The 12,131-nt window shown below is 72.2% G+C and carries 11 protein-coding genes; 3 read left to right on the top strand and 8 right to left on the bottom strand.

Annotation, left to right across the window (positions count from 1 at the left end):
• Window positions 1-108: 108 nt before the first annotated feature.
• The 4 genes from ABZU52_RS24375 to ABZU52_RS24360 all read right to left on the bottom strand — a co-directional run bounded on the left by ABZU52_RS24375 (window position 109) and on the right by ABZU52_RS24360 (window position 3,835).
• The gene (locus tag ABZU52_RS24375) at window positions 109-906 is read right to left on the bottom strand and encodes a hypothetical protein (RefSeq protein ID WP_354973299.1); all 798 of its coding nucleotides are present in this window, start codon (window positions 904-906) and stop codon (window positions 109-111) included.
• A 745-nt stretch (window positions 907-1,651) separates the two neighbouring features.
• The gene (locus tag ABZU52_RS24370; RefSeq protein ID WP_354973298.1) at window positions 1,652-2,506 is read right to left on the bottom strand and encodes an AAA family ATPase; all 855 of its coding nucleotides are present in this window, start codon (window positions 2,504-2,506) and stop codon (window positions 1,652-1,654) included.
• 100 nt (window positions 2,507-2,606) lie between these two features.
• Entirely contained in the window at window positions 2,607-3,050 is a 444-nt protein-coding gene (locus tag ABZU52_RS24365) for a hypothetical protein (protein WP_354973297.1), read from the bottom strand.
• Between the two features lie 89 nt (window positions 3,051-3,139).
• Window positions 3,140-3,835: a methyltransferase domain-containing protein gene (locus ABZU52_RS24360; protein ID WP_354973296.1), complete on the bottom strand. Its 696-nt coding sequence runs from the start codon at window positions 3,833-3,835 to the stop codon at window positions 3,140-3,142.
• Between ABZU52_RS24360 and ABZU52_RS24355 the strand changes: the two genes are divergently transcribed.
• Window positions 3,834-4,271: a MerR family transcriptional regulator gene (locus tag ABZU52_RS24355; protein ID WP_354973295.1), complete on the top strand. Its 438-nt coding sequence runs from the start codon at window positions 3,834-3,836 to the stop codon at window positions 4,269-4,271. The two genes, ABZU52_RS24360 and ABZU52_RS24355, sit on opposite strands and share 2 nt — an antisense overlap.
• On the opposite strand, the gene sthA is transcribed toward ABZU52_RS24355, so the two are convergent.
• From sthA to ABZU52_RS24335, 4 genes are all read right to left on the bottom strand, one after another.
• Window positions 4,268-5,671: a Si-specific NAD(P)(+) transhydrogenase gene (sthA, locus tag ABZU52_RS24350; RefSeq protein WP_354973294.1), complete on the bottom strand. Its 1,404-nt coding sequence runs from the start codon at window positions 5,669-5,671 to the stop codon at window positions 4,268-4,270. The two genes, ABZU52_RS24355 and sthA, sit on opposite strands and share 4 nt — an antisense overlap.
• 53 nt (window positions 5,672-5,724) lie before the next feature.
• On the bottom strand, window positions 5,725-6,744 hold the full coding sequence (locus ABZU52_RS24345) for a cellulose binding domain-containing protein (RefSeq protein ID WP_354973293.1): 1,020 nt from the start codon (window positions 6,742-6,744) through the stop codon (window positions 5,725-5,727).
• An 88-nt stretch (window positions 6,745-6,832) separates the two neighbouring features.
• Entirely contained in the window at window positions 6,833-7,471 is a 639-nt protein-coding gene (locus ABZU52_RS24340; protein WP_354973292.1) for a response regulator transcription factor, read from the bottom strand.
• Window positions 7,468-8,667, bottom strand: coding sequence for a histidine kinase (locus tag ABZU52_RS24335; RefSeq protein ID WP_354973291.1), 1,200 nt, complete (start codon window positions 8,665-8,667; stop codon window positions 7,468-7,470). The genes ABZU52_RS24340 and ABZU52_RS24335 overlap by 4 nt, the downstream gene beginning before the upstream one ends.
• 146 nt (window positions 8,668-8,813) lie before the next feature.
• Between ABZU52_RS24335 and ABZU52_RS24330 the strand changes: the two genes are divergently transcribed.
• Together ABZU52_RS24330 and ABZU52_RS24325 are read left to right on the top strand one after the other, a co-directional pair.
• Window positions 8,814-9,572, top strand: coding sequence for an ABC transporter ATP-binding protein (locus ABZU52_RS24330; protein WP_354973290.1), 759 nt, complete (start codon window positions 8,814-8,816; stop codon window positions 9,570-9,572).
• Window positions 9,569-12,100, top strand: a complete 2,532-nt coding sequence (locus ABZU52_RS24325) for an FtsX-like permease family protein (protein ID WP_354973289.1) — start codon at window positions 9,569-9,571, stop codon at window positions 12,098-12,100. Before ABZU52_RS24330 ends, ABZU52_RS24325 begins: the two co-directional genes overlap by 4 nt.
• Window positions 12,101-12,131 lie beyond the last annotated feature (31 nt).

The raw sequence follows: 12,131 nt of genomic DNA, 5'->3' as shown, positions 1-12,131 counted from the left end.
GCGGGTGAACAAGTGGTTTGCGACACCACCCGCCGGGGACGATGACGCAAACCTCTTGATCACCGGGGCCGACGGGGTGGGGGAGGGGTGGGAGAGGCGGGGCGGGCGTCAGGTTTTGCAGATCTTCTTGTCGGGCTGGATGTCGAGTTTGTTGAACACGTTGACAACCTTTCCGATGCCGGCCGTCGCCTCGATCGGTGTGGCGTTGATCAGATTCAGGAAGGCGTTGATTGCCGTCACCAGCCCGGCGGGGATGCGGTACCCGACGCCGTAATCCAGGTACAGGCCGAGTTGGGTGCTGCGGCACAGCGCGATCGGCGCTCCCAGGGCGGAGCCGACGGTCAGCCCCACGGTGGCGGTGACCGTGGCGTACAGCCCGGCGGTGAAGCCCAGCGCGCCCAGCCCGGCCCGGAACGCCGCCTGGTAGTGGACGATGATCCCGTTCACGCCGACCGACGGGCCGCTGATCGAGTCCGTGATGCTGTTGCGGACGCTGAGGTTCCAGGGCTGGGTGACGCCGAAGGCGCCGTCGGCGTACCCGAAGCCCACCGAGCCACCCAGCGACCATTCGCCGCTCGCCCGGATGTTGCCGTCCTTGGCGCTGAAGGCCGTCTGCACACCGATCAGCTGGTTGGCGGTGACGGAGAACGGCACGCCGAGGATCTCACCCACCGGCACGCTGAAGTCCAGCGGGATGGGCAGGCGCTTGTTGATGTTCTGTCGCCTGTCGGTGGCCCCCGCGATGTCGATGCGCAGCCCGGCCATCCCGGCGATCCGCAACTCGGCCCGGCGTACCGTGGCGCCGCTGATCTCCAGGTGGAACCGTGCGGTGGGGTTTCGCATCAGCAACGTCGCCGTGCCCACGACGCGGATGCCGCCACCGTCGTAGCTGAACCGCGCACCCACCCCACCCTCGCAGCAGATGGGGGGTCACGGCGAATCCGGCCACCCGCCGCTTGGCGGCGACAGCCTCCGTGGGCAGCGTGGTCCCCGGACGCCGCTGCCGGGTCTCCGCCGCCGGACCGGGCATCCGCAGGGCGACCGGCGTGGTCGGGGCCCCACCCCCGGCGCCTCCGGTGGCCGCGTCGTATTCGGCCCAGAACGGTGTGCCGGCGTCGTACCGGGTCGGGTTCGCCAGCGAGACCGGGCCGTCGCTGGCGAAGGTCCCGTCCCGGATCACGTCGGTGATGTCCACCGGTCCCAGGGTCACCGCCAGGTCGCCGCCGTCACGGCGGACGTCGAGCACCCGCCCGACCGCCCGGCCGGTGAGGAACATGACCTTCCCCCGGGCCAGCCTGTCCGCGCCACCGGCACCCGGATCGAGGCGCCAGGTGAGCGCGTCCGCCGAGACTTCGCGCACCGACGCGCCTCCGCCGCCGACGAACACCACGTCGGGCTGGTAGGTCACCCCGGGGTCGGGCGCGGGCGCGGCCCCGTACCGCTGATCCGTGCCGCCGGCCGGTGGGCGGGGCGGCGTCGGACCGGCGTCCCCCCGCCCGCAGGCTGTCAGCAGCAGGGTTGCGGTGAGCAGCGCGGCCATTGCCCGCCGCCGCGACCCGGGTGTCACCACGTCGTCTCCCCGCCCTTTCAGAGCCGGCCGGCGGCCGTACGGGCCGTGGCCTCCAGGGCCTTGCGGTACGTGGCCGGATCCTCACTGCGGACCAGCCGTACGCAGGCCCACACCTCGCCCCGGCGGACGAAGACGGTGCCGTCCTCGGCGTACGCCTCGTCGCCCGACTACCAGCGTGAGCAGGCCACGAAGACGTACCGGGAGGTGGCGCGGCAGGCGTTGGACCGCGCGGACCACCTCGATGGCCAGCAGGGGGTTGCCGTCGGACTCGCGCGCCACCCGGACCAGCATCGGCCGGGTGAGCGTGACGCCGAGGTGGTCGCGCAGAACGTGATGCAACGCGCCGACGTCCAGGGGCGGCACCTCGATCCGGGTGGCCGGGCCACCGTCGCGGACCTCGTCGAGCCCGAGTGGTACGGCCTCCGGTGCGCCGCGACCGTGCCGCCGGCTCACCAGGGTGGCCAGGCCGGTCAGCCGGCGCAGCGCGTACCGCAGGGCACGCTCGCTGGGCCGGTCCAGCCAGGGGGCGTCGTCCACCGCGACGAGCACACCGGAATGGGTCTTCGCGGCCGTCGCGGTCTCCAGCAGCGACCGGGTCGCCGCCCCGACCACCCGGACGTCGACCGGCTCGTGGACATCGCCGGAGAGAAGGACGACCTCGGCCGCCGCCCGCTGCGGTCCGGGCAGCCCGGCGACCTGGTCGGTGAGGGGACGGAGCAGATCCGCCAGGGCGGCGTACGGTAGCTCCGCCTCGGCCTCGGTGGGCGCGCAGCTCAGCACGAGCCATCTTGCGCCCGTGGCCCGGTCGACAAGCGCCCGCCACAGCTCGGTCTTGCCGATGCCGGCCGGCCCTTCCAGAAGCACCGGCCCGGGCCGGCTCAGCAGCCGCCAGGCCCGGTCGAACACCTCGTCCCGCCCGACGATGGCGCGTCGCATTCCGAAATTCTGGCATCGGGCAGCGCGGCGGACCACCCCTCCCACGGGATACCGGGGCCTGTCCGAGCCGGTGGGCGGCGTACGGCGCGGGGGTGGGTGGTCAGTCGCCGGAGGAGCCCCAGAAGTAGATTTCGTTCGGCTTGCCCTGGGTATCGTGCAGGACCGCGCAGCGGCCGAACCAGCTTCGCGTGGCCAGCCCCTTGATCGCGTCCAGATGCTCGCGGGTGAGCCGCTCGGTGCCGGCATGGCGCAACGCCTCGGCGGCGCTCACCGGCTCGACAGTGCCGTAGTCGGGCCGCTCGCCCTCGTTCAGGACTCGGTAGACGTCGAGGACGGAGTGGGTGCCCGACTCCTGCACCCATTCGTCGTTGAACAGCTCCTCCACGGTGGCCGGACGGTTCGGATAGTCGCTCGCCGAGTTGGGCGTCTCACCCCGGGCCCACCAGTACGCGCCCTCGGCGAAGACATCGTCCCGCAGGACGTCCAGGGCCGCGTCCAGGTCTGGCTGGTACGCGACGAAGTAGCTCCACCCGGATGCGCCCACCACTGCCTCTTTCCTCCAGTGTCAACAGTGCCGGCACCGTAGCGGACAGCACCGACATCGGTGGCGGAGCGGTTCATCGATGTCCGCTGTCACGCCTGGGCGGCGACGAGGAACATCGGCACGGCGACGAGGATCCGGTTCGCCTGGGCGCGTTCGGTCTGCTCGGCGAGCCAGGTCTCCTCGTCGGTGATCCGTTTTAACAGCCCGAGCGCGGTGTGGTCGGTGAACACCGCGGTGTGCACCTCGACGGTCGGGTCGGTGAAGCCGGCGTCGAGCAGCAGGTTGCGAAACCTGCGGGCAACGCGCGGCGACGGCAGCGAGTCCGCCTTCGCGTGAACCAGTCGACGGGTGGTTTCCGGCTGGTCCGAGTCGACGGCGATCAGGTCCCAGTCCTGGCCGAGCAGTACGGCACGGCCGCCCGGTGCGAGCACCCGCCGGGCCTCGGCCACGGCTCGCGCCGGGTCGTCGAGCACGTGCAACACCTTGTCCGCCCGGTAGTAGGTGGCCCAGCCGGTCTCCAGCGGCAGTTCGGTGGCGTCGCCGACCTGGAACTCGCCGGCCGGCCAGCGTTCCCGGGCCACGGCGATCATCTCGGAGTCGAGGTCGACGCCGACCGCGTGGGCTCCGCGCTCGGCCAGCTCGGCGACGGCGCGGCCACTGCCACAGCCAACATCGACGACGGTTCGGTCGGTGAGGTCGCCGAGCAACTCGTAGGAACGGGCGCGCAGTGCGACGGCCGCGGGTGCGCTCTCGATGGCATCGAGGACAGCGAGAAGACTGGACATGCCCGCCAGCGTCGGACTTAATGTCGACATGAAGTCAAGCCCGCTGACGATCGGTGACGTGGCCGACCACTTCGGCCTGCCAGCGCACGTGCTGCGGCACTGGGAATCGGTGGGCTTGCTGAGCCCGGCTCGCGTTACCGGTGGCCGTCGTCGCTACACCCGAGACGACCTGTTCCGGGTGGCCTCGATCCTGCGCGCGAAACAGGCCGGCCTGCCGCTGCCGGACATCCGGGCGTTCCTCGCCGCGCGCGACCCGGCCGCTCGCAAGGATGTGCTGCGTCGCAACCAGCGGGCGCTGCACGAGAGGATTGTGGCGCTGCGATCGGCGCTCGATGTGGTGGAGGCCGGGCTGAACTGCGCACACGACGACATCTCGACCTGCCCGACCTACCGCGCCCATCTCGCGGATCTCGTCGAGGTCGGGGGTAGTGACTAGCCGTCGATGCGGGTGATGTTGCGGATCTTGTTGGACGCGTCCAGGGCGGCCACCTTGTACGCCTCGGCCAGCGTCGGGTAGTTGAACACCGCGTCGACCAGGTAGTCGATCGTGCCGCCGCAGCCCATCACCGCCTGTCCGATGTGGACGATCTCGGTGGCGGCGGTGCCGAACACGTGCACCCCGAGCAGGCGGCCGTCGTCGGGGGAGACGAGCAACTTCAGCATGCCGTACGAGTCGCCCACGATCTGACCCCGGGCCAACTCCCGGTACCGGGCGATGCCCACCTCGAACGGTGTGGAGCTCTCGGTGAGCTGCGCCTCGGTCTGCCCGACGAAGCTGATCTCCGGAATCGTGTAGATGCCGATCGGTTGCAGGCCGTGCATCTCCCGGATCGGCTCGCCGCAGGCGTGCTGCGCGGCCAACCGGCCCTGCTCCATCGACGTCGACGCGAGCGCGGGAAAACCGATCACGTCGCCAACCGCGTAGATGTTCTCCACCGGCGTGCGGTAGTTGGCGTCGACAGTGATCCGGCCGCGTCGGTCCGCCTCCAGCCCGGCCGCCTCCAGTGCCAGGTCGTCGGTCTGGCCCTGCCGGCCGGCCGAGTACATCACCGTGTCCGCGACGACCTTCTTGCCGCTCCTGAGGATGCACAACGCCGCCGTCTGGTGCTTTTCCACGGCGGCGACCTCCTCGCCGAAGCGGAACGCCACGGACAGGTCGCGCAGGTGGTACTTGAGTGACTCGACGACCTCGTCGTCGCAGAACTCCAGCATCCGGTCGCGGCGCTCCACCACTGTCACCTTGGTGCCGAGGGCGGCGAACATCGAGGCGTACTCCATGCCGATCACACCGGCGCCGACCACGACCATGCTGCGGGGTACGGCCTGGAGGTTGATGACGCCATCGGAGTCGACGATCGTCCGGTCGTCGAAGTCGACGCTGTCCGGGCGGGCCGGGCGGGTGCCCGCGGCGATGACCATCTTGTCGAAGGTCACAGTGGACTCGCGGCCGGAGCCGCCGTCGACCCAGATCGAGTGGGCGTCGACGAAACGCCCGGTGCCGGTGATCATGACGACCCGGTTGCGGGCCAGTTGGTTGCGGATGACGTCGGTCTGTCGGGTGATGACGTGCTGGGTCCGGGCGGCCAGATCGCTGACCGTGATCTCCTCCTTGACCCGGTAGCTGCTGCCGTACAGGTCCCGCTGGCTCAGGCCGGTCAGGTAGAGCACGGCCTCGCGCAGGGTCTTGGAGGGGACGGTGCCGGTGTTGATGCACACCCCACCGATCATGTCGCGGCGGTCCACGATGCCGACCCGCCTGCCGAGCTTGGCGGCGGCGATCGCGGCCTTCTGACCGCTGGGTCCGGAACCCAGCACCAACAGGTCGTAGTCATACACAGGCGTTAGCGTCGCAAGATGTCCCGGCGCGCGCCAGACTTCGTACCCGAGTGTTACTCAGCCGCCACCACGCAGACGCCACCGTTGAGCGTGACCTCCTCCGGCGTCTGCGACCCGGTGGCGACGAACCCCAGCGACACGGTGCCGCCGGGTGGGATCAGCGCGTTGTGGCGGACGTTGCGCACCCGCAGGTAGCTGCTGTCGCGGTCGACCACCTCGGCGCCCCACAGGCTGCGCAGTTGCTGGCCGGCGTAGAACCTCCACCTCATCGTCCAACCGTCGATCGCCGTCGAGCCGGTGTTGGTGACCAGGAGGCGTGCCACCAGACCGTCGGGCCACTGCGCCACTGTGGACCGGACGGCGCAGCTCGGCGGTGGTGGCAACGTGGTCACGGTGACCGGCACGGACAGGGGTGACAGGTGCCCGGCCTCGTCCCGGGCCTGCACCACGAAGGTGTACCTGGTGTTCGGCGTCAGCCCGCTGATCTGGGTGCTGTTGCGTGGCGGGTACTGGTACACCTCGCTGACCCGGGTCAGTGTGCCGCCGGCGTCCACCCGGAACACCTCGTACCGGTCGAGCGCGACATTCTCCACCGAGTGCGCCCAGCGCAGCCACACCAGCGTGGCGGCGACGTCGTAGGCGACCGGTTGGCCGGGCGCGCCGGGCGGTTGGTCGTCTCCCGGTGGCATGGTCACCCGCAGGGTCGGGTCGGACAGCGAGCGGTTGCCGGCCGCGTCTACCGCCGCGACGGAGAAGACGTACGTGCGCGACGGCCGCAGGCCGGTGATCCGGATGCTCGTGGTGTCGGTCGAGTAGTGGGCGCCGGTGTCCTCGAACCGCGCGGAGACCGGGTAGCCGACCACGCCGACGTTGTCGGTCGCGGCCGCCCAGGTCAACTCGATCCAGGTGGTGTCGACGGCGACGACTGTGATCGGGCCGGGTGCGGTGGGTCGTTCGGTGTCCGCCGCGGCGTACGCCGGGGTCGCACCGGCGGCCACCAGGGTCACCGCCAGCGCGCACGCGGCCAGCGCGGCGGCTCTGGGTCGGACGCCGCGCACCTGATGATCGCGCATGATGCTTGCCTCGCTTTCGGATCACCGCAGCGGACCAGTCATCGACTGTTGACGATGTTATGCCAATGCTGGTCGCGCCGTGGTCCCGTCAGCCGACGAGGCGGCGTTCCCAGGCCCAGGCGGCGATCTCGACCCGGTTGCGGGCCTTGAGTTTCATCTGCACGCTCGCCAGGTGGGTCTTGACGGTGCCCACGGCGATGAAGAGCTGGCTGGCGATCTCGGCGTTGGTCAGGCCCCGGGCGACGAGCTTCACCACGTCGAGTTCCCGTGGTGACAGGCCGCCGCCGTCGCGCGCCGGGGCGGGGGAGCTGAGGTGCTCCAACAGCCGTACCGTGATCGAGGGGCTGATCAGCGCGTCGCCGGACACGGCCGCGCGGACCGCCTCCACCAGCAGGGCCGGGCCGGAGTCCTTGAGCAGGAAGCCGCAGGCGCCGTTGGCGAGCGCGGTGTGCACGTACTCGTCGAGGTCGAAGGTCGTCACGACGACCACCCGGATCGGGTCGGCGACGCCCGGCCCGGCGAGCAGCCGCAGGGCCTCAAGACCGTCGAGGCGGGGCATCCGGATGTCCAGCAGCACCACGTCCGGGCGCAGCCGGCGAGCCAGTTCGACGGCGTGCACCCCGTCGGCGGCTTCGCCGACCACCTCCATGTCCGACTGGGCTCCGATGATCATGCCGAAGCCGGTCCGGACCATCGCCTGGTCATCGGCGATCAGCACCCGGATCACCGGGCCACCGCCGCGTGCAGCGGGAACGCCGCGTCGAGCACCCAGCCGCCGGCGACGCCGGGCCCGGCGGTGATCGTGCCGCCGAGGGCACGTACCCGCTCGGTGAGGCCGATCAGACCGAAGCCGTGTCCCCGGGCCGGCGCGGTGCGCGGCGACGCGCCGTCGTCGGCGACCCGGATCAGCAACCAGTCCGGGGTACGCCGCACGGCCACGTCCACTGACCGCGCGTCCGGCGCGTGCTGACGAGTGTTGGTCAACCCCTCCATCACCACCCGGTACGCCGACGTCGAGACCTCCACCGGCAGTCCGTTCAGGTCGCCGTCGACGTGCAGTCGGGCCGGCGCGTTCGCCGCGCCGTTGAATCCGGTGAGCAGCGGCTCCAGCTCGGTCACCCCGGCCAGCGGAGCCAGCGGCGCGTCCGGCGGTGCGTCCGGGTTGCGCAGGATCCCGACCATCCGGCGCATCGAGGCCATCGTCTCCGCACCGGCCCGCTCGATCTGCTCCAGGGCGACGATCACCCGTTGCGGGTCCTGCTCGGCGACGAACCGGGCGCCCTGCGCCTGCACCACGATGCCGGTGACGTGGTGGGCGATGAAGTCGTGCAGGTCGCGGGCGAACTCAGCGCGCTGCTCGGCCCGCACCAGCGCGATGGCCCGCTCCCGACCGGCGGCCACGACGCGCAGGTAGAGCCCCACCCCGGCGGCGCCGGCCGCGCCGAGCACCTGGAGCAGGCCGAAGATCACCAGCAGGTTATCGGTGCCGACGCGCAGTGGCATCGCGGCGACGGCGAGCCCGGCGGCCACCGCCGCCCACGGGGCGAGCCGGGGCGCGCCCCACCGGCTCACCACAAAGACCACGCCGATCAGCCCGGCCGACTCGGCGAGCCCCCAGGTGCGGGCGGGCAGGAGGCCACCGCCGGTGACGAGCACCACCCCTGCGGTCACGGCCAGTGAGGCAGTGGCGAGGGTCAGCGCGGCCACCGGCAGCCGCCGGGAACCCGGCCGGTGCACTGGCAGCCAGAGTGGCACGGTCGCCACCGCCAACCCCATCGGCACCAGCAGGAGCACGAGAGCGGCGATGCCGCGTCCATCCGCCGTGCTGGCCGCGAAGTCGAAGAATGCGAGCAGGCCGAAGGCCACCAGCCCGGCCGCCTGGGCCAGGCGTACCCACAAACGTCGAAGATCCGGCGCGCTCATGATGACCCAGCGTAGCCAACCGGACGGAGGTGGCAGATCGGCCAAAAGGCAGACCCGGCGACGGTGATACCCGGCCCCGGGCCGATGCGCCCACCCGTCGGTGGCGGCGAGGCTTCCCGGGTCACCACACAGCCACTGGAGGAACGATGACAACCCATGCCCCGCCGGAGACCAGCCACGCCGCGGTCGCCGCGGTCAACCTGGTGAAGGTGTACGGCAGCGGCGACACCGCCGTCCGTGCCCTGGACGGGGTCTCGGTCGGCTTCGGCCGGGCCGAGTTCACCGCGATCATGGGCTCGTCCGGATCCGGCAAGTCGACGCTGATGCACTGCCTCGCCGGCCTCGACACGGCCACCTCCGGTCGCGTTCTGCTCGGCGGCACGGAGCTGACCGGCCAGTCGGACCGGACCCTGACCCGGGTACGCCGGGAGCGGATCGGGTTCGTCTTCCAGTCGTTCAACCTGTTGCCGCAGCTCACCGCCGCGCAGAACATCACCCTGCCGCTGGACCTCGCCGGTCGGCAGCCCGACGCCGAACTCCTCGCCCACCTGGTGCGGGTGCTGGGCCTCGGCGACCGGCTGAACCACCGGCCCAGCGAGTTGTCCGGCGGCCAGCAGCAGCGGGTGGCGCTGGCCCGGGCGCTGGTGGCCCGGCCCGAGGTGGTCTTCGCCGACGAGCCGACCGGCAACCTCGACTCCCGTTCCGGCGCGGAGGTGCTCAGCATCCTGCGCGACTCGGTACGCGACCTCGGCCAGACCGTCGTCATGGTCACCCACGACCCGATCGCCGCCGCGTACGCCGACCGGGTGGTGCTGCTCGCCGACGGGCGGCTGGCCGGCGAGATCGACAAGCCGGACCAGGTGTCGGTCACCGACGCCCTGCGTGACCTGGCGACCCGCGCATGAGGGCGACAGTGCTGCGTACCCAGACGACCGCCGCCGCCCGGCGGCCCGGCCGGCTGATCCTGACCGGCCTGGCGATCCTGGTCGCGTCGTTCGTCGTCTTCGGCACCGTGCTGGTGCAACAGATCACCGAACGGACCGTGCGGGACAACCTCAGCGGCACCCCGGCCGCCACCGACCTGGTGATCGGCAGCCCCGGCGAGCCGCCACCCACAGTGAACGACGTGCGGCAGATCCGGGCCGTGCCCGGGGTGGCCGAGGCGCTGGCCCGGGTCTCGACCGGGGTCTCCGTCGGCGAGGGGTACCTCAACCTCCAGTCCGATCCGGGCACCGGCCCGCTGACCACGGTCCGGGTGATCGAGGGCAGCTACCCGGACCAACCCGGCGAGATCGCGATCACGCCGCGCACCGCGGAACGGCTCGGGCTCTCGGTCGGCACCACCACCAGTGGCACCGGCGGTGAACTCACCACGCCCGCCCCACTCACCGTGACCGGCGTGGTGGACACCGCCGCCGACGCCGGCTATGACGCGTACGCCCCGGACAGCGCCGTGATCGCCTGGGCGCGCCTGACGACTGTGGAACGCGTCGACCTGCGGGTGGCACCCGGCGCCTCGACCGACGCGGTCCGCCAACGGGTGACCGCGGCGGTCGCCGGCCAGCCGATCCGCTCCGGCGCCGAGGTACGCGAGGCCGAGGCCAACGCGGCGGCCGAGGAGGTCGGGAGACTCTTCGTCCTGGTCGGCATCTTCGTCTCCATCGCGGTCGCCGCCGCCGCGCTGGTGGTGACCTCGACCTTCCGCATCGTCTTCGCCCAGCGGATGCGGCAGCTCGCGCTGCTGCGGGCGGTCGGCGCCAGTCGGGCCACCCTGGTGGCGGCCCTGACCGCCGAGGGAGCCCTGACCGGGCTGGTCGCCGGCGTCGTCGGGGTGGCCAGCGCCCTCACCCTCGGGTACGCGCTGCCGGCGATCCTGCGTGCCGCCGGCCACGCGGTCTCCGCACCGGGCCTGCCCCTGGCGGCGGCGGTCACGGTGGTGATCGGCGCCGTCGTGATCACCGTGCTGGCCGTGCTGGCACCGGCGCTCTCGGCCGCCCGGGTCCCCCCGCTGGAGGCACTGCGCACGGCGAGCACCACCGCCGGCCGGCGCGGCATCGGGGTGCCACGTCTGGTCTTCGGGCTGCTCCTGGCCGTCGGCGCGGTCCTGGCGGCGGTCGCGACGGTCAGCCAGTTGCCGAAGCCGGAGCAGTTGAACTACGACCCCTCGATGCCGCTGCTCCTGCTGGTCGGGTCCGGCACTCTGGCGTTCTTCGCGCTGGTGGCCCTCGGCCCGCTGCTGGTGCGCCCGGTGCTGGCCGTGGTGGGTTGGCCGCTGCGCCAACTCGGGCCGCTCGGGCGGATGTCGGTCGGCGGGATCGGCGGGGCACCGCGGCGGGCGGCCGCGGTCTCCGTCGTGGTCGCCCTCGGCGTGACCCTGATCTCCGGGGTGGTCATCGGCGGCGCGTCGTTGCAGATGCTCGCCGACCGCGAGATGGCGCTCTCCGCCCCGACCGACTTCGAGGTCACCAGCAACGGTGGGACGCTGCCGCCGGCCGTGGTGAGCCGGGCCGAGGCGGCCAACGGCGCGCTGGCCCGGGTGGTGCCGTACCGGAGGGTCGACGACGCCACGCTGCTACGCGGCGTGGACAAGCTCGGCGACGTGGAGTCCGGTTATCCGACCAGCGACCTGGACCTGGCGGCGTTGCCGAGTACCGGGGACCTGGACGTGGCCCAGGGCAGCCTGGCCGATCGTGGCCCCGGCCGGATCGTGCTGAACAGTTGGGTCGCGCGGGACGCGGGTCTGCGGGCCGGCGACACCGTGACGCTCGCCGTCGGCACCAGCCGGGTCGAGGTGCGGGTGGCCGCGGTGCTGCCCGGGGACGGGCCGCTGCACGCGGGCATCCTCACCGATTCCGCCGACCTGGACCGGCTCGGCGTGCCGGCCGCGTACACCGGTCTGCTGGCCGACGCGGCCGGCGCCGGCGAGGAGGGTCGCACCGCCGGCGTGCGGGCGCTGCGGCAGGCGATCGGGGGCAGCGACGGGGTGGGCCTCGCGGTGCTCGCCGACGAACGGGACCGCAACGACGCGTTGGTACGCACGCTGGTCTGGATCGCTGTCGGTCTGGTCAGCCTGACCGTGCTGATCGCTGTCGTCGGCGTGGGCTCCACGACCGCGCTCTCGGTGGTGGAGCGGGTACGCGAGTCCGGGTTGCTCCGGGCGATCGGGCTGTCCCGGACCGGCCTGCGCACCATGCTGACCGTCGAGTCCGGCCTGTACGGGGTGATCGGCGCGACCATCGGCCTGCTGCTCGGCATCCCGTACGCCTGGTTGGCGGTCCAGACCCTCGGGATCAATGCACCGCTGACCGCGCCGGCGCTGCCGCTGGCCGGGCTCTTCGTGGTGCTGGTCGGGCTGACCGCGCTGGCCGGGGTGCTGCCGGCGCGTCGGGCGTCGCGGGTCAGCCCGGTGGTGGCGCTGGGGGCGGACAACTGAGCACCGCCGTGGGGTGGCGGCGGGCATTCGG

It is taken from the genome of Micromonospora sp. NPDC005220 (assembly GCF_040607895.1).
In the GTDB taxonomy this organism is placed as follows: Bacteria; Actinomycetota; Actinomycetes; order Mycobacteriales; family Micromonosporaceae; genus Micromonospora.
Note: the sequence above shows the minus strand (reverse complement) of the source record. Positions and strands in the feature narration are given on the sequence as shown.

Coding starts and splice junctions, on each gene's coding strand:
- ABZU52_RS24370 (WP_354973298.1), bottom strand. CDS start 2,506: ATGCGACGCGCCATCGTCGGGCGGGACGAGGTGTTCGACCGGGCCTGG.
- ABZU52_RS24355 (WP_354973295.1), top strand. CDS start 3,834: ATGCCCGCCAGCGTCGGACTTAATGTCGACATGAAGTCAAGCCCGCTG.
- ABZU52_RS24360 (WP_354973296.1), bottom strand. CDS start 3,835: ATGTCCAGTCTTCTCGCTGTCCTCGATGCCATCGAGAGCGCACCCGCG.
- ABZU52_RS24345 (WP_354973293.1), bottom strand. CDS start 6,744: ATGCGCGATCATCAGGTGCGCGGCGTCCGACCCAGAGCCGCCGCGCTG.
- ABZU52_RS24335 (WP_354973291.1), bottom strand. CDS start 8,667: ATGAGCGCGCCGGATCTTCGACGTTTGTGGGTACGCCTGGCCCAGGCG.
- ABZU52_RS24330 (WP_354973290.1), top strand. CDS start 8,814: ATGACAACCCATGCCCCGCCGGAGACCAGCCACGCCGCGGTCGCCGCG.
- ABZU52_RS24325 (WP_354973289.1), top strand. CDS start 9,569: ATGAGGGCGACAGTGCTGCGTACCCAGACGACCGCCGCCGCCCGGCGG.